General features: G+C 65.0%; 13 protein-coding genes and 2 riboswitches. Of the genes, 6 read left to right on the top strand and 7 right to left on the bottom strand.

Annotated features, from left to right (window positions below; genetic code table 11):
* Window positions 1-113: 113 nt before the first annotated feature.
* The 4 genes from IWX78_RS11630 to IWX78_RS11615 all read right to left on the bottom strand — a co-directional run bounded on the left by IWX78_RS11630 (window position 114) and on the right by IWX78_RS11615 (window position 5,474).
* Entirely contained in the window at window positions 114-1,862 is a 1,749-nt protein-coding gene (locus IWX78_RS11630) for a dipeptide ABC transporter ATP-binding protein (protein WP_196833681.1), read from the bottom strand.
* The gene (locus IWX78_RS11625) at window positions 1,859-2,806 is read right to left on the bottom strand and encodes an ABC transporter permease (RefSeq protein ID WP_196833680.1); all 948 of its coding nucleotides are present in this window, start codon (window positions 2,804-2,806) and stop codon (window positions 1,859-1,861) included. The genes IWX78_RS11630 and IWX78_RS11625 overlap by 4 nt, the downstream gene beginning before the upstream one ends.
* On the bottom strand, window positions 2,796-3,725 hold the full coding sequence (locus IWX78_RS11620; RefSeq protein WP_196833679.1) for an ABC transporter permease: 930 nt from the start codon (window positions 3,723-3,725) through the stop codon (window positions 2,796-2,798). The genes IWX78_RS11625 and IWX78_RS11620 overlap by 11 nt, the downstream gene beginning before the upstream one ends.
* A 126-nt stretch (window positions 3,726-3,851) precedes the next feature.
* Window positions 3,852-5,474: a peptide ABC transporter substrate-binding protein gene (locus IWX78_RS11615; protein ID WP_196833678.1), complete on the bottom strand. Its 1,623-nt coding sequence runs from the start codon at window positions 5,472-5,474 to the stop codon at window positions 3,852-3,854.
* A 228-nt stretch (window positions 5,475-5,702) separates the two neighbouring features.
* On the opposite strand from IWX78_RS11615, the gene IWX78_RS11610 reads away from it, so the two are divergent.
* The 4 genes from IWX78_RS11610 (at window position 5,703) to IWX78_RS11595 (ending at window position 9,962) form a co-directional block, all read left to right on the top strand.
* A complete protein-coding gene (locus IWX78_RS11610; protein WP_196833677.1) occupies window positions 5,703-6,470 on the top strand; it encodes a CPBP family intramembrane glutamic endopeptidase in 768 nt (255 codons plus the stop codon).
* Window positions 6,471-6,571: 101 nt separating this feature from the next.
* Window positions 6,572-6,922: a DUF485 domain-containing protein gene (locus IWX78_RS11605; protein WP_196833676.1), complete on the top strand. Its 351-nt coding sequence runs from the start codon at window positions 6,572-6,574 to the stop codon at window positions 6,920-6,922.
* Window positions 6,919-8,499: a solute symporter family protein gene (locus tag IWX78_RS11600; RefSeq protein ID WP_196833675.1), complete on the top strand. Its 1,581-nt coding sequence runs from the start codon at window positions 6,919-6,921 to the stop codon at window positions 8,497-8,499. Before IWX78_RS11605 ends, IWX78_RS11600 begins: the two co-directional genes overlap by 4 nt.
* A 203-nt stretch (window positions 8,500-8,702) precedes the next feature.
* Complete coding sequence (locus tag IWX78_RS11595) at window positions 8,703-9,962, top strand: CAP domain-containing protein (protein WP_196833674.1); 1,260 nt, start codon at window positions 8,703-8,705, stop codon at window positions 9,960-9,962.
* A 176-nt stretch (window positions 9,963-10,138) separates the two neighbouring features.
* On the opposite strand, the gene gcvP is transcribed toward IWX78_RS11595, so the two are convergent.
* From gcvP to gcvT, 3 genes are read right to left on the bottom strand one after another with little or no spacing between them, the layout of a single operon-like run.
* Window positions 10,139-13,000, bottom strand: a complete 2,862-nt coding sequence (gene gcvP / locus IWX78_RS11590) for an aminomethyl-transferring glycine dehydrogenase (RefSeq protein ID WP_196833673.1) — start codon at window positions 12,998-13,000, stop codon at window positions 10,139-10,141.
* The gene (gcvH, locus tag IWX78_RS11585; RefSeq protein ID WP_196833672.1) at window positions 13,000-13,374 is read right to left on the bottom strand and encodes a glycine cleavage system protein GcvH; all 375 of its coding nucleotides are present in this window, start codon (window positions 13,372-13,374) and stop codon (window positions 13,000-13,002) included. The genes gcvP and gcvH overlap by 1 nt, the downstream gene beginning before the upstream one ends.
* Window positions 13,375-13,378: 4 nt before the next feature.
* Window positions 13,379-14,509 carry a glycine cleavage system aminomethyltransferase GcvT gene (gene gcvT / locus IWX78_RS11580; RefSeq protein WP_196833671.1) on the bottom strand — a complete coding sequence of 377 codons (1,131 nt, stop codon included), beginning with the start codon at window positions 14,507-14,509 and terminating at the stop codon, window positions 13,379-13,381.
* 68 nt (window positions 14,510-14,577) lie between these two features.
* A riboswitch (glycine riboswitch) is annotated at window positions 14,578-14,682 on the bottom strand.
* Window position 14,683: 1 nt separating this feature from the next.
* Window positions 14,684-14,772, bottom strand: a riboswitch (glycine riboswitch).
* A 212-nt stretch (window positions 14,773-14,984) separates the two neighbouring features.
* Between gcvT and IWX78_RS11575 the strand changes: the two genes are divergently transcribed.
* Window positions 14,985-15,707, top strand: coding sequence for an NUDIX hydrolase (locus IWX78_RS11575; protein WP_196833670.1), 723 nt, complete (start codon window positions 14,985-14,987; stop codon window positions 15,705-15,707).
* On the top strand, window positions 15,704-17,002 hold the full coding sequence (gene nadA, locus IWX78_RS11570) for a quinolinate synthase NadA (protein WP_196833669.1): 1,299 nt from the start codon (window positions 15,704-15,706) through the stop codon (window positions 17,000-17,002). The genes IWX78_RS11575 and nadA overlap by 4 nt, the downstream gene beginning before the upstream one ends.
* The last annotated feature ends 1 nt before the right edge of the window (window position 17,003 follow it).

Genomic DNA, 17,003 nt, shown 5'->3' with positions numbered 1-17,003 from the left:
ATCCTACCGCACTCGGCTCCCGGCCCGGCTGGGAGCGCACCGACCGCCCGGCCGGACGCGAAAATGCGGGGCAGAACCTGTCGGTTCCACCCCGCACTCGCTGGTGTGGCTGTTTAGCGACCGAACTCGAAGTTGCCGCCGGGAATGGCAGCGAGGAGTTCCTGCGTGTAGAGCTCACGCGGGTTGTCGAAGACCTCATCGGTCGTCGCCGCTTCGACGATCTTGCCCTTCTGCATGACGCAGACGTTGTCGGCGACGAGCCGGACGACGGCGAGGTCATGCGTGATGAACAGGTAGGTCAGACCCAGTTCCGTCTGCAACTCGGTGAGCAGGTTGAGGATCTGGCCCTGCACGAGAACGTCGAGGGCGGACACCGCTTCGTCGAGGACGAGGACGTCGGGCTTGAGCGCGAGAGCACGGGCGATGGCGATGCGCTGTCGCTGGCCACCAGACAGCTCGCTCGGGTACCTGAACCGCGTCGCCGACGGCAATGACACCTGGTCGAGCAGTTCACGAACACGTGCTTCGCGTTCCTTCGCCGTGCCCACCTTGTGCGCGAGCAGCGGCTCGGCGATCGTGTTGCCCACGCTGTACTGCGGGTCGAGCGATCCGTACGGATCCTGGAAGACCGGCTGGACGCGGCGCCGGAACTTGAGCAGCTCCGCTCCGCGCAGGCCGGCGACATCCTGTCCATCGAACTTGATCTCGCCGCTCGTGATGCTCTCGAGCTGCAGGATCAGCTTCGCGACTGTCGACTTGCCCGACCCGGACTCGCCGACGATCGCCGTCGTCGTTCCACGGTGCACGCCGAACGACACGTCGTTCACGGCGAGGAGTTCGTCGTGACGGAAGCCCTGCTTGCGGATCTTGTACAGCTTCGACACGTTCTTCACCGAGATGAGCTCATCGGCAGGCGCCGCGTGCTCACGCTTCGACGCCCGCTCGAGGAGGGTGTCGTCGAGGGATCCCTCGCTGAAGATCTCGGCGTCCTTCGCCTCGGCGTGCTTCACCGACTGGATGCGACGCGACGCGAGGCTCGGCGCCGCGGCGACGAGCCGCTGCGTGTACGGGTGCCGCGGGTTGGCGAGGATCTCCTGTGACGGACCGGACTCGACAACCTTGCCCTGGTACATCACGACGAGCTGCTCCGCGCGCTCGGCCGCGAGACCGAGGTCGTGCGTGATGAACAGCACGCTGGTGCCGTAGTCGCGCGTCAGCGTGGCGAGGTGATCGAGGATGGTCCGCTGAACGGTGACGTCGAGCGCCGAGGTGGGCTCGTCGGCGATGAGCAGCTTCGGTCGCGACGAGAGCCCGATTCCGATGAGCACACGCTGCCGCATGCCGCCGGAGAACTGGTGCGGGTACTGCTTGAGCCGATCTGCGGCATCCGACAGTCCTGCCTCTTTCAGCACCTGGATGGTGCGCAGGCGTGCATCCTTGCCCTGGGCGATGTTGTTGGCCTTGATGGCTTCTTCCACCTGGAAACCGATGGACCACACCGGGTTGAGGTTCGACATCGGATCCTGGGGCACGTAGCCGATCAGGTTTCCGCGCACGGCCTGGATCTCCCGCGCGTTGAGCGTGGTGAGGTCGCGGCCTTCGAACAGGATCTGCCCGCCGGTCACCTTTCCGGTGCCGGGAAGCAGGTCGATGATCGACTGTGCTGTCGTCGTCTTGCCCGAGCCGGACTCGCCGACGATCGCGAGGGTCTGGCCCGCGTAGAGGGTCAGGTCGACACCTCTGACGGCGGGAACGATCCCCCGCTGAGTCTCGAATCCGACCTCGAGGTCGCGGATCTGCAGCAGCGGCTGGTCTGCTCCCCCGTCGAGGGAGGGGACGGTTTCGGTAACTGGCTGGCTCATCGACGTGCCCTCGCCTTCGGGTCGAGTGCATCACGGACGACGTCGCCGAGCATGAGGAACGAGAGAACGGTGACCGACAGCGCCGCTGCCGGGTAGAGAAGGACCTGCGGGCTCGTGACGATAGACGTCCGTGCCTGTCCGATGTCGTTACCCCAGGACATGATGTTCGTCGGCAGACCGATTCCGAGGAATGACAGGGTCGCCTCCGCGACGATGAACGTTCCGAGCGAGACGGTTGCGATGACGATCACCGGAGCGATTGCGTTGGGGACGACGTGACGAAGGAGAATCTTGAACTTCGACACACCGAGCGCCGTCGACGCCATCACATAGTCCGAGTTCTTCGCGCTGAGCACTGCCCCACGCATGATTCGGGCGATCTGTGGCCAGGCGAAGATCGCCAGCACCACCGCAACGGTGAGCGGTGTGCGGACCGGGAGGACCGACATGAGGACGATCGCGCCGAGCACGGTGGGGATGGCGAAGAAGATGTCGCCGAGACGGGAGACGAGCGTGTCGAGGATTCCACCGTAGAAGCCGGCGAGGGCTCCGACGATCACACCGACGAGTGTCACCATGAGCGTGGCCATGAGGCCGACGGTGACAGAAGCCTGCGTGCCGTGGATGACGCGCGAGAAGACGTCACAGCCCTGGCGGGTGAAGCCGAGCGGGTGACCGGCAACCGGACCACCGTTGCTCTGGGAGAGCTGACATGCGGTCGGCGATACCTGGGTGAACAGGGTCGGGAAAACCGCGACGACGATGATGAGCAGGATGAGAACCGACGAGATCCAGAACGACGGGCGGCGACGCATCGCATCCCAGGCATCAGCCCAGGTGCTGCGGGCTTTCTGCGACTCGTCGAGTTTGTCGATCGGGGCGACAGGTGTCTCCTCGAGCGGGGCGACGTAGTGGCCCTGTGGCGTGATGTTTTTACTTGGCATAGCGAATCCTTGGGTCAAGCGCCGCGTAGAGCAGGTCGACGAGCAGGTTGGCGACCACGAAGATGATGACCATCACCGCAATGAATGAAACGACGGTCGGGCCTTCACCGAGGATGACTGCCCGGTAGACTGTGCCACCGACGCCGTTGATGTTGAAGATGCCCTCGGTGACGATGGCACCGACCATGAGCGAGCCGAGGTCGACGCCGAGGTACGTGACGACGGGAACCAGCGAGTTCCGGAGCACGTGGACGGTGACGACCCGGGGGCGGGACAGGCCCTTGGCCGTCGCCGTCCGCACGAAGTCGGCGCTGAGGTTGTCTGCAACGCTGGCCCGGGTGAGTCGCACGATGTAGGCAAACGAGACGGATGCCAGCACGAGTGCCGGGAGGATCAGCTCGCCCCACGGCGCATCGCCGGACACCGTTGTCCGCGCCCAGCCGAGTTGAACCCCGAAGACCAGCTGCAGGACGAAACCGACGACGAAGGTCGGAACCGAGATCAGCAGCAGGCTGACGACGAGAGCGGAGGCATCGAAGAGCTTGCCCTTGCGCAGACCGGCGATGAGACCGACGAGGATACCTGCGAAGGCTTCGAAAGCGAGAGCGAGAAGCGCGAGGCGCAGGGTGATCGGGAAGGCCTGAGCCATGACCTCGGAAACCGGACGGCCCGAGTATGTGGTCCCGAAGTCACCCTGGAACAGCCCGCCGATGTAGAGGAAGTACTGGACGATGAATGGCTTGTCGAGGTTGTACTGCTCGCGGATGATCTCGATCACACCGGGTGCCGGCGGACGGTCACCGTAGAGGGCGGCGATCGGGTCCCCGGGAAGGGAGAAGACCATGAAGTAGATGAGGAATGTCGCACCGAAGAAAACGGGGATCATTTGGAGGATGCGTTTGCCTGTGTACCAGAGCATCAGGCGGCCTCGCCGGGTCGAATCAACATGAATGTCGCAATCACTGAAGAAGTCTAATCAGTGAAATGTCCGGGGCGAATCCGCCCCGGACATTTCACTGCGTGTTAGTTACTGGGCTGGGAAACCTTAGCCCTTGGTGATCTGGTGGTACAGCGGAACGGAGTTCCAGCCGAACACCACGTTGTCCACGGTGTCAGCCGAGACCCCGGTGACGTTGGAGTACCACAGCGGGATGGACGGGAGGTCCTCGAGGAGGACTTCCTGAGCTTCCTGGTACTTCGCGGTCGCGTCTTCGACGCTCGCGGCCTGTGAACCTTCCTTGAGGAGGTTGTCGAACTCTTCGCTCGAGTAGCCCTCGTAGTTCGATCCGGCACCGGTCTGGTACAGCGGAGCGAGGAAGTTGTACAGCGACGGGTAGTCAGCCTGCCATCCGGCGCGGGTTGCACCGGTCAGCGTCTGAGCTTCGCGGTCTTCGAGTGCTGCTGCGAAGGTCGGGTACGGCTTGCCGACGGCTTCGATACCGAGCGTGTTGACGATGCTGTTCACAACAGCGTCGACCCAGGCCTGGTGTCCACCATCAGAGTTGTAGGCGATGTCGAAGACGGTGTCACCGAACGGTGAGATCGCGTCGGCCTCTGCCCACAGCTTCTGTGCTTCTTCCTCGTTGAACTCGAGGACCTCAGCGCCAGCGAGGCTGTCGGAGTAGCCGTCGATCACCGGGGAGGTGAAGTCGGTTGCCGGCGTACGGGTGCCCTGGAAGATGACATCCGTGATCTCGTCACGGTTGATCGCCATCGAGATGGCGGCGCGGCGCAGCTTGCCTTCCTCGCCACTCCAGTGCTCGAGGTAGTACGGCATGTTGAATGCCTGGAAGACAGCGGCCGGCTGGTTGACGGCACGGTCACCGAACTCGTCTTCGTAGGTCTCGAATGCGGAGTCAGGAACAGCGTCGAGCACATCGAGGTTTCCGCCCTGGATGTCCGCGTATGCGGCTTCCTGGGTGGCGTAGAAGATGATCTCGAGCCCACCGTTGGCCGGCTTGCGCAGACCGTCGTAGTCCGGGTTGGTCACGAGCGAGATCTTCTCTTCGTGGACCCAGGCGCCCTCTTCAGCGAGCATGTACGGACCGTTGCCGATCGGGTTCTCACCGAATGCTTCCATGTCCTCGAAAGCGGCCTCGGGCAGCGGCGAGTAAGCCGAGTAACCGAGACGCAGCGGCCAGTCAGCCTCAGGAGCGGCGAGTTCGACCGTGAAGGTCTTCTCGTCGACGACCTGGAGGCCGGTCAGTTCGGAGTCAGCCTCGTAGTCGAAGCCGACGATGTTGTCGAAGAAGTACGACGAGCCCTGCGCGTTGCTGAACAGCGCGCCGTAGTTCCAGGCGTCGACGAAGGAGTCGGCCGTGACGGGCTCATCGTTCGTGAACGTCCAGCCATCCTTCAGCGTGACGGTCCAGTTCGTGGCGTCGTCGGACTCGATCGACTCAGCGACCTCGTTCTCGATCTCGCCATCGGCGGTGTAGGACACCAGACCCGAGAAGAGAGAATCGATGATCTTTCCGCCACCGGTCTCTGTGGTGTTGGTCGGGATCAACGGGTTCTGCGGCTCGTTGCCGTTGGTGGTGATGATGGCTGAAGCGTCGCCTGTGGACTCTTCGGCGGCAGGCTCGTTACCCGACGCGCAGCCGGTCAGCGCGAGGGCGCTGGCAGACAGCAGCGCAAGGGCGCCGAGGCCAATGCGTGATCTTTTCAATTTTCCTCCTGTGCAAGTGCGCACGGCAGGCAGAATTGTGCCCCGTCTACCGCGCTGGATACAAGAACCCTAAGTAGGGTGGAGGCCATCCGCAAAATTCGACGGGCAATCGTTACATACCGGTAACTCAAACTGAAGAATCTTGCACGATTCACCATTTCGTTGCATTTCTGCGCGCGGCGGCGCGCGAAATCGACAAGTTCCGCCGATTACGCACACGGAGTGAGAATGGCAGAGCAGAGCCGGGCACGCGCCTGGTGGGAGATCGCCATCGTTCTCGGGCTGAGCGTCGGAGCGTCAGCCCTCTATTCGATCGTCTCGATCATCGCTCGCCTCACAGACGACACGCCACTCTCTGATCAGTCAGCGAGCCTCAATCCGTCGCAAAGCGAGAGGGAGTGGCTCGACTTCACCTACCAGTTCCTCGGCATCGCTTTCGAGCTCTTCGCGGTGGCTCTTGCCGTGTACCTTCTCTGGCGACCCGGCCAGAGCGGACTGGCCCGTATCGGCCTCGATGCCCGCATGCCCGGGAAGGACACGGGGCGCGGCGTCCTGCTGTTCCTGGCCATCGGCATCCCGGGGATCGCCCTCTATGCGGCCGGGCGAGCCGCCGGCATCACGGTGGCTGTCGTCGCATCGCCGCTCGACACCCACTGGTGGACCATTCCGATCCTGCTGCTGTCAGCACTCCGCGCCGCCCTGGTCGAAGAGGTGATCGTCATCGGCTACCTGTTCACACGGTTGCGTGAGCGCCGATGGGGTGACTGGACGATCATCCTGTCGCTCGCTGTGCTCCGCGGCAGCTACCACCTCTACCAGGGCATCGGGCCGTTCATCGGCAACGTCGCGATGGGCGTCGTCTTCGGCTGGTGCTACCGACGGTGGGGGCGCGTGATGCCTCTCGTCGTCGCACATACACTGCTCGACATCGCGTCGTTCGTCGGCTACCCGCTCGCCGTCGCTCTCTGGCCCGACTTATTTATGCAACCGAAGTAAGGCCGTCCAAACCTTGTCGGGTCGGTGCATGCACCGTTAGGTTGTACCCCAGCGCACAGAGCAGTGCGCCGCGCAACGATGCGCAGATTCTCAGGAGGATCATGGCACACGACGACACGGGGTCACATCGCCCCGGTACGGCCATCGACTACATCGCAATCGAAGAGTCCCCCGCATTCGTCGAACACAAACGACGGCACCGAAGTTTCGTCTTCCCACTTACCATCGCGTTCCTCGTCTGGTACTTCGCCTACGTGCTCCTGGCGGACTACGCCCACGAGTTCATGTCGATCAAGGTGATCGGCAACATCAACGTGGGCCTTCTGCTCGGGCTCAGCCAGTTCGTGACCACCTTCGCGATCACCACCTGGTACGTCTCGTTCGCCAACCGCAAGCTGGACCCCGCTGCAGAGAAATTCCGCACCGAACTCGAGGAGGCTGAGCGCGCATGACCGTCGGCGACCCCATTCTCAACATCTCCATCTTCGCGGCGTTCGTCGTCGTGACCCTGGTCATCGTCATCCGGGCTTCGCGGTCGAACAAGACCGCCAACGACTTCTACGCGGCGGGCCGATCATTCAGCGGCGGCCAGAACGGAACGGCGATCGCAGGTGACTACCTGTCTGCCGCTTCGTTCCTCGGTATCTGCGGCGCCATCGCCGTGAACGGCTACGACGGCTTTCTCTACTCCATCGGCTTCCTCGTCGCCTGGCTTGTCGCCCTGCTTCTGGTCGCCGAGCTGCTGCGCAACACCGGCAAGTTCACGATGGCGGATGTTCTCTCATTCCGCCTGAAGGAACGCCCCGTGCGTCTCGCTGCGGCGACCGCGACCCTTGCGGTGTGCTTCTTCTACCTGCTCGCGCAGATGGCTGGTGCCGGCGGACTCGTCTCACTGCTCCTCGGGGTCAACGACCGGGTCGGCCAGTCGGTGGTCATCGCCGTGGTCGGTGTCATCATGATCGCCTATGTGCTCATCGGCGGGATGAAGGGCACCACGTGGGTACAGATCATCAAGGCCGTTCTGCTCATCGCCGGTGCAGGGGTGATGACCGTGTGGGTGCTCGCCCTCAATGGCTTCAACCTGTCTGCGCTGCTCGGCCAGGCCGTCGCCGTCGCGGGTGACGACATCCTCAACCCGGGAGCACAGTACGGTCTCACCGGGGTGTCACGGCTCGACTTCATCTCGCTCGCTCTCGCTCTCGTGCTCGGAACCGCGGGGCTCCCCCACGTGCTCATGCGGTTCTATACCGTGCCGACAGCGAAGGAAGCACGGCGCAGTGTGGTCTGGGCGATCTGGCTGATCGGCCTCTTCTACCTCTTCACCCTCGTGCTCGGCTACGGCGCCGCCTACCTCGTCGGCAAGGACACGATCCTTGCCGCACCTGGAGGCGTGAACTCGGCCGCACCGCTGCTCGCGTTCGAGCTCGGTGGGTCGATCCTGCTCGGCATCATCTCGGCGGTGGCGTTCGCGACCATCCTCGCGGTCGTCGCCGGTCTCACCATCACAGCCGCGACATCCTTCGCTCACGACGTGTACGCGAACGTCATCAAGAAGGGTGCCGTTCCGCCGAACGGAGAGGTCAAGGTCGCACGGATCACCGTCGTGGTGATCGGCCTACTGGCCATCGCCGGCGGCATCGGGGTGCAGGGGCAGAACATCGCCTTCCTCGTCGCCCTCGCCTTCGCCATTGCGGCGAGCGCGAACCTGCCGACGATCCTGTACTCGCTGTTCTGGCGCAAGTTCACCACGCGTGGCGCGCTGTGGAGCATGTACGGCGGACTCGGCTCCGCTCTGCTGCTCCTTGCCTTCTCCCCCGTCATCTCGGGTGGAGAGACGTCGATGTTCCCCGACGCGAACTTCGCCCTCTTCCCGCTGAACAACCCCGGCATCGTCTCGATCCCGCTCGGGTTCCTGCTCGGCTGGCTCGGAACGGTGACGTCGTCGGTGAAGGAGGATCCGAGGATCGCTGCCGAAATGGAAGTGCGCTCGCTCACCGGGCATGGGGCGGAGAAGGCGTCGTCACACTAAACGGGTTGTCGGCTGGGGAGGATGTTTCCTCCCCAGCCGACGAATTCGGCTCGCTGCACCGGTCAGAGACGACGAACCCGCTGCGGGCAAGGGCTGCGGGCAGGGGCGTCGTCTCCCCGGGCTGGGGGCAAGGGGTTATCGGGCGCCTTGCTACAGTCAGGAACGACAGGGCATTTCGGGATGCCGCTTTCTGAGGGGAAAACATGTCAATACGCACGACGCCGCGTCAGCGCGGCCGCTTCGCCGCGATACTCGCATCCACCGCACTGCTCGCCTCCGCGCTCGTCGCCCTGCCCATCGCTGCTCAGGCGGCAGACACGGTCGGCGGCTACACACTGAGCCAGGCTCGGAAGATCATCCTCGACGACACGAACAAGATCCGGAAGGATCTCGGGCTGAGGCCCGTCACCGAGAGTTCGGCGCTCAACACGGTCGCTCAGAACTGGTCTGTGAAACAGGCGGCTGCGACGAAGATGTCTCACAACCCGTCGTACACCAGCCAATATCCGTCTGGCTGGTCCACCGCCAGCGAGAACGTGGCATACGGCTACTCGGTGACTTCCGTTGTCGCCGCCTGGAAGGCATCCGCCGGCCACTACAAGAACATCACCCAGGCCTCGGCCAACACCCTGGGAATCGGCATCGCGGCCGCCGGCAACGGCAGCCTTTACTACACGCAGACCTTCGCTACCTACCGGTCGATCCCGTCACCGGTATCGGCGACGTCACCCTCGATCAGAACCGCTGGTGACGTCATCGTCGCCGACGGTGCAGGAACGCTCTGGAACTACGGCAGGCAGGGCCAGATCGGCGCGACGACGCGCGCCAAGATCGGGAGCGGCTGGTCCGGGTACAGAGAACTCCATATCACCGACTGGAACAGTGACGGGGTGCAGGACCTCGTCGTTCAGTGGACGAACGGGCAGATGCACGTCTACCCCGGTCGCGCCGCCGGCGGATTCGCCCCTCGGTTCGTCATCGGCTCGAGCGGCTGGGGCGCCCTCGAAGTGGACCTCGCGAAGTGGAAGACCACCGACAGCTACCCGTCCGTCGTGATGAAGGATGCTGCGGGCAAATTGTGGCTCTATCCGAACACCGGCGGCGCGACCCTGTCAGCCCGCAAGGCGATCGGCTCGGGCTGGACCGGCCTCACCGTGAAGATCACCGACTTCAACAAGGACGGCAAGCAGGACGTTCTCGCGACGAACGCGGCGGGCGAGATCCGGCTCTACCGCACCAACGGAGCAGGAGCCTTCGTTTCTGAGACCCGCACGAAGGTCGGTTCGGGCTGGTCCGGGTACACCTCGGTCGTGTTGTCCGGTTTCGCGGGTTCAGGAACGGCCGGGTTCATTGCCAGGGACTCCTCCGGTTCCCTGTTCTACTACCCCATCAATAGCGGCAGGTTCGGCACCAGGCTGGCGCTCGGCACCGGCTGGGCCTCGATGCGGCTGAGCAACGACTAGAGGCGTCGATCTTCAGCCCTCGAACTGCAAATTCAGGAGAACCTCTGCAAATTCAGGAGATCTGGTGCGACACGCCGTCTGGCGGTGTCCTCCGACGGCGTGTCGGCAAGGATCTCCTGAATTTGTAGTCGGGAAGCGGGCGGGGTCTCGTGAATGTGGGCTCGGGCCGAGCTGGTCTAACTCTCGAAAGCCTCGGGTGGCGGGCATGCGCACACCAGGTTGCGGTCCCCGAACGCGTTGTCGACACGGCGCACCGGCGGCCAGTACTTCGTCCGGATCAGCGACCGCACCGGGTACACGGCCTCTTCGCGGGTGTACGGATGCTCCCACTCGCCCTCGATCACGGCCTGCGCGGTGTGCGGCGCGTGCACCAGCGGGTTGTCGTTCGCCGGCCAGGTTCCGGCGGCGACGGCATCCGCTTCGGCTTTGATCGCGATCATCGCGTCGATGAACCGGTCGATCTCGGCCAGGTCTTCGCTCTCCGTCGGTTCGACCATGAGCGTCCCCGCCACCGGGAACGACATCGTGGGGGCGTGGAAACCGTAGTCGATGAGCCGCTTCGCGACGTCGTCGACTGTGACACCGGTAGCCTCACGAAGCGGACGCAGGTCGAGGATGCACTCGTGGGCGACCAGGCCGTTGTCTCCGGTGTAGAGCACCGGATACGACTCACGCAGCCGGGACGCGATGTAGTTCGCGGCGAGCACGGCGGCACCTGTGGCCTGCTTGAGACCCTCTGCGCCCATCATGCGCACGTAGGCCCACGAGATCGGCAGGATGCTCGGGCTGCCGTATGGCGCGGCGGATACCGGTCCGCCCGCGTGGGTGAACGCTCCGTGCTCGTCGCGCTGGGCGAGGGGATGCCCTGGCAGGAACGGCGCCAGGTGTGCCTTCGCAGCCACAGGGCCGACACCGGGCCCGCCCCCGCCGTGCGGGATGCAGAACGTCTTGTGCAGGTTGAGGTGCGAGACGTCGCCGCCGAAGTCGCCGAACCGTGCGTAGCCGAGCAGCGCATTGAGGTTCGCACCGTCGACGTAGACCTGGCCGCCCGCATCGTGCACGGCCTGAGTGATCGCAGTCACCTCGTGCTCGTACACGCCGTGCGTCGACGGATAGGTGATCATGAGCGCAGCGAGGGCGTCGGCGTGCAGCGCGATCTTGGCTCGCAGGTCGTCGATGTCGACGTTGCCCATGTCGTCGCAGGCGACGACGACGACCTTCATGCCGGCAAGAACAGCGGATGCCGCGTTCGTGCCATGCGCGCTCGACGGAATGAGGCAGATGGTGCGGTCGAGATCGCCGTTCGCGCGGTGGTAACCGCGGATGGCGAGAAGCCCGGCGAGCTCACCCTGGCTGCCGGCGTTCGGCTGCAGGGAGACCGAGTCGTAGCCGGTGACCTCGGCGAGCCAGCCCTCGAGCTGGTCGATGAGTCCGAGGTAGCCGCGCACGTCTGCTTCGGGAGCATACGGGTGCAGACCGGCGAACTCAGGCCAGGTGATGGCCTCCATCTCGGTGGCCGCGTTGAGCTTCATGGTGCAGGAGCCGAGCGGGATCATGCCACGATCGAGCGCGTAGTCGCGGTCGGCCAGTTGCTTCAGGTACCGCATCATGGCGGTCTCGGAGTGGTGGGTATTGAAGACGGAGTGCGTCAGGTAGTCGCTGGTGCGGATGAGTTCGTCCGGGAGATGGCGGATGCCTCCGCCGACGAACGCGACGTCGCGAGCTTCCGTCCCGCCAAATGCCCGGGCGACCGCCCCGATGTCGCTCAGAGTCGTCGTTTCGTCGACCGAGATCGACACCGTGTCGTCGTCGACCAGCCAGAGGTTGATCCCGGCATCGGCGGCGCGGGCGACGATGCCACCGGCCTGGCCTGGCACACGCACCCGCAGGGTGTCGAAGAACGCGTCGTGAACGAGCGTGTGGCCGTCGTCGAGAAGGAACCGGGCGAGCAGCGCGGCGCTCCCCGCGACCTCCTTCGCGATCCGGCGGATGCCGTGAGGTCCGTGATACACGGCATACATCGACGCCATCACGGCGAGCAGCACCTGCGCTGTACAGATGTTCGATGTGGCCTTTTCGCGGCGGATGTGCTGTTCACGCGTCTGCAGCGTGAGCCGGTAGGCGGGGTGACCTGCGGCATCCTGGCTCACACCGACGAGACGGCCGGGCAGCTGGCGTTCGAGTCCTTTGCGCACGGCCATGTAGCCGGCATGCGGCCCGCCGAAGCCCATGGGAACCCCGAAGCGCTGGCTCGTTCCGACGGCGATGTCTGCACCGAGGGTGCCAGGAGAGGTGAGCAGGGCCAGGGCGAGCAGGTCGGCGGCGACGACGGTCAGTCCCCCGTGCGCCTTCACTGCGGCGAGAACGGATGCCGGGTTCCAGACCCGTCCTGACGCGCCCGGGTACTGCACGAACGCCCCGAAAGCGCCCTCGGGCAGTGTGTCCTCACCAGCGAGGTCGAGTTCGACGACCTCGATGCCGACGGCTTCAGCGCGGCTCGACAGCAGCGCTTTGGTCTGCGGGAACGCGTCAGAGTCGACGACGAAGACGTTGCCGGTGAGCTTCGAGGCGCGGCGCGCAAGCAGCATCCCCTCGACGACGGCGGTGCCCTCGTCGAGCATCGATGCATTGGCGGTGTCGAGCCCGGTGAGGTCGGTCACCATGGTCTGGAAGTTGAGAAGCGCCTCGAGGCGCCCCTGCGAGATCTCGGGCTGGTACGGCGTGTACGCGGTGTACCAGGAGGGGTTCTCGAGCACGTTCCTCTTGATCACCGCAGGGGTGAGAGTGCCGTAATAGCCGAGCCCGATCATCGACGTGCGCAGAGTGTTCCGGTCGGCGAGGGCCCGCAGTTCGGCGAGCGCCTCCCGCTCGGTGGCCGCAGCGGGGATGGTCGAGTCGACGAGTTCCGCAACGTGGATCGATGCGGGGACAGCCGCATCGACGAGGGCGTCGACGCTGTCGTAGCCGACGGATGCCAGCATCCTCGCCTGCGCGGCGGCATCCGTTCCGATGTGGCGTTCGGAGAACAGCTCCGCCATTATTCGCCGACCAGCACGGAATACTCGTCCCAGCTGAGCAGGCCGTCCGGGAGAGCGTCGAACCGCACCTTGATGAGCCAGCCGGCGCCGAACGGGTCGCTGTTGACCAGGCTCGGGTCGTCAACGACGTCGGTGTTCTGCTCGGTCACGGTGCCGTCGACGGGGGCGAAGAGCTCCCCGACCGATTTGGTCGACTCGATTTCGCCGACGACGGTGCCGGAGGCGAGGGTGCCGTCGACATCGGGCAGCTCGACGAAGACGACGTCTCCGAGCTTGTCGGCGGCATAGTCGGTGATGCCGACCGTGGCGACGTCACCGTCGATGTCGAGCCATTCGTGCTCGGGGGTGTACTTCAACGCGGTCTTGTCTGCCATGGTCTTACTTCTCTCTTCTGTAGAACGGGAGTGCTGTGACGGTTGCGGGGACGGCGGTGCCGCGGACATCGATGGCGAGCGCGGTGCCCGGCTCGGCGAGGGCCGAGTCGACGTACGCCATCATGATCGGATGCCCGAGAGTCGGTGACAACGCACCGCTCGTCACGGTTCCGACCGTCGTGTCGCCGGACATGACCGGGTATCCGGCCCGGCCGGCTCGGCGGCCGTCGGAGACGAGACCCACGAGAACGCGGGCATCGTCTGCCGGACCGGCCTCGACAGCGGCACGGCCGACGAAGTCGCACTCCTTGGTCAGGTGGACCACCCGGCCGAGCCCGGCCTGCACCGGAAGGGTGTCTTCGCCGAGTTCGTGACCGTAGAGCGGCATCCCTGCCTCGAGACGCAGGGTGTCGCGGCTGGCCAGTCCGGCTGGAACGAGTCCGAGGTCAGCGCCGGCCGCGGTGAGGGCACGCCAGAGCGCGACGGCATCCGCCGTGTCGACGTACAGTTCGAAGCCGTCTTCGCCCGTATAGCCGGTCCGGCCGATGAAGACGGACCGTTCGGCGAACGAGGCGTCCGTTGACCAGTAGTACCGGAGGTCGGCGAGAGGCTGCCTGCCGTCCTGAACCGCGAGACCGGCGGTCTTCTCGAGGATCTCGCGGGCGTTCGGGCCCTGCACGGCGATCAGAGCGATGTCGTCGCTGATGTCGTCGACGTGCACATCGGCGAACCCGGCCGCCCGCTCCTGCAGCGCGGCGACGACGGGGGCACGGTTGCCGGCGTTCGCAACGACGAGGTACTCCCCCGGCGCTCTCTGATAGACGATGAGGTCATCGACGATGCCGCCGGCGTCATTGAGCAGGAGCGTGTACTTGGCCTGCGAGACGTTCACCGCGGAGATCGTGCCCGCGAGCGCATAGTCGAGGAACGCGACCGCATCCGCTCCTGTGACGCGGATTTCGGCCATGTGGGAGATGTCGAAGATCCCGGCGGTCGTGCGCACGGCCGCGTGCTCGGCAAGGTCGCTCGAGTAGCGCACGGGCATCTGCCAGCCGGCGAAGTCGGTGAAGCTCGCGCCGAGCTCTTGATGGATCGGGAAAAGCGGGCTGGTGCGTTCAGGTACGGGATCGGACACGAGTTCTCCAGTTCCGTCCTGACGGACGGTCGCGAGTGCGGCTGCGGCACGCAAGGTGCCTTGGGAACTCCCCCTCTGTCATCGGCCTGAGAGTTTCGCGCGCCCGTGCCGGAAACGGCAGGAGCGGCTTTCACCGTCGGCGGAACGTGGTGAGCGTTCGCTTTCCAGAGTGACCAGTTCGATGCGGTACGTAGACCTGAGAGATTGGCGGGGAGGCTTGCTCCTTCGGTGCCGGGCAAGCCCGGCTCTCCCGCATCGCGTGTGCGGCCCGATATTCGATTTGCGCTCAGCTTACCGTGCCATGCGCCCGCTCGTGCTCATCCACCCCTTCCCCGGAAGTTCCTGAATGTGGCGAAGCGGAAACGGCGGATGACGGGAGATGAATTCCGACGTTTCTGTTTTGGTCACAATGACACTAAGATGGTCACGAGTTAGAGTCGAAGTGACTTTAACCGGAGATGAACGGGAGGACACCATGACCACAGGTCACGTCGCCGTTCAGGTGGCCGTTTCGACCGTCATTTTCGCCCTGCGTCCGCACCCCGAAACGGGACTGATGTCGATGTGGATGCCGCTGGTGCGTCGCATCCGCGAACCATACGTCGACCGTTGGGCGCTCCCGGGCGGTCCGCTGGAGTCCGACGAGGGGCTCGCCGAGTCCGCCGCACGGACGCTGGCCGAGACGACGCTGCTCGCGCCGCGCTACCTCGAGCAGTTGTACGCCTTCGGGAACACCGACCGCTCCCCCGGCGACCGCGTCGTCTCGATCGTCTACTGGGCCCTTGTGCGCTCGGAAGAGGCCGACGTCGCGGTCGAAACCGAGAACGTTCGCTGGTTCGAAGCGGATTCCCTCCCCGACCTCGCCTTCGACCACAACCTCATCGTCGAATACGCCCTGTGGCGGCTCCGCAACAAACTGGAGTACAGCCACATCGCCCACGAATTCCTGGGCGACACCTTCACCCTCTCCGAACTGCGCGAAGTCCACGAGGCCGTGCTGCAGAAATCACTGGACCCGGCGAACTTCCGGCGCCAGATCGAGGGCTCAGGCCAGGTCGTTCCCACCGAACACCTGCAGACCGGCGGCCGGCATCGCCCGGCCCGCCTTTATCGCTACAACCGCGCGGCGACCGCCGAGAACAACGGACCCCTCGGGAACCGTTCGTTCACCCCGGGCGCAACGCAAGGAGCATCATGACTCTCACCGCCTCCGTCGACAGCACACTGACGCAGATTTCCACCGGCAGCGCCCGCGGCGCCGCGTGCAGCCCCGACCTCGTGCAGAAACCCTGGGTCTTCGACCTGCAGCCGCCCGGCTACGGCCCCGGCTCGTCGATGGGTGACGTCATCCCGACCGGCTCTCCGCGCCAGGGAGCACTGCCCGCCTTCTACCGTGAGGCAGACGCGGCTGAGCTCGACCGCCGCATCCGTGCCGCGAAGGAAGCCCTCGGCGACCGACTTGTGATCCTCGGTCACTTCTACCAGCGCGACGAGGTTCTCGCCTACGCGGACTACGTGGGCGACTCGTTCCAGCTGGCGACAGCGGCGCGGGAGCGCACGGACGCCGAAGCGATCGTGTTCTGCGGCGTGCACTTCATGGCCGAGACCGCCGACCTGCTGTCAACCGTTGAGCAGTCGGTGATCCTGCCGAACCTCGCTGCAGGCTGCTCGATGGCCGACATGGCCAACATCGATCAGGTCGAAGAATGCTGGGAACAGCTCGCCGAGCTCTACGGCACCGAACCGGATGCCTCCGGCAGGGTGCCCGTCATCCCCGTCACCTACATGAACTCCTCGGCAGCGCTGAAAGGATTCTGTGGGCGCAACGGCGGCATCGTCTGCACCTCCTCGAACGCGCAGACCGTGCTCGAGTGGGCGTTCGAACGCGGACAGCGGGTGCTCTTCTTCCCCGACCAGCACCTGGGGCGCAACACGGCCAAGGCGATGGGCGTCCCGCTCGAGCAGATGCCGATGTGGAACCCGAACAAGCCGCTCGGCGGCAACAATGCCGAGGCGCTCACCGACTCACGCGTCATCCTCTGGCACGGATTCTGCTCGGTGCACAAGCGCTTCACCGTCGATCAGATCGCGAAGGCACGCGAAGAGCACCCCGGAGTGCGCGTGATCGTCCACCCGGAATGCCCGATGCCCGTCGTCGACGCGGCAGACGAGGCCGGGTCGACCGACTACATCCGCAAGGCGATCGAAGCAGCCCCTGCAGGCACGACCTTCGCGATCGGAACCGAGATCAACCTCGTGCAGCGACTCGCCGCCGAGCATCCCGAACACACGATCTTCTGCCTCGACCCGGTCATCTGCCCGTGCTCGACCATGTACCGGATCCACCCGGGCTACCTTGCCTGGGTGCTCGACGCGCTGCTCGACGGCGAGGTCCTCAACCAGATCACCGTTTCAGACGACGTCGCACTCCCCGCGCGGGTCGCCCTCGAACGGATGCTCGCCGCCCGCCCGCCCGTGCAGGCGGGAGCCTGAC

It is taken from the genome of Mycetocola sp. CAN_C7, assembly GCF_015752285.1.
Taxonomy (GTDB): Bacteria; Actinomycetota; Actinomycetes; order Actinomycetales; family Microbacteriaceae; genus Mycetocola_A.
The sequence above is the reverse complement of the archived record's forward strand: the minus strand, read 5'-3'. Positions and strand labels throughout refer to the sequence as shown.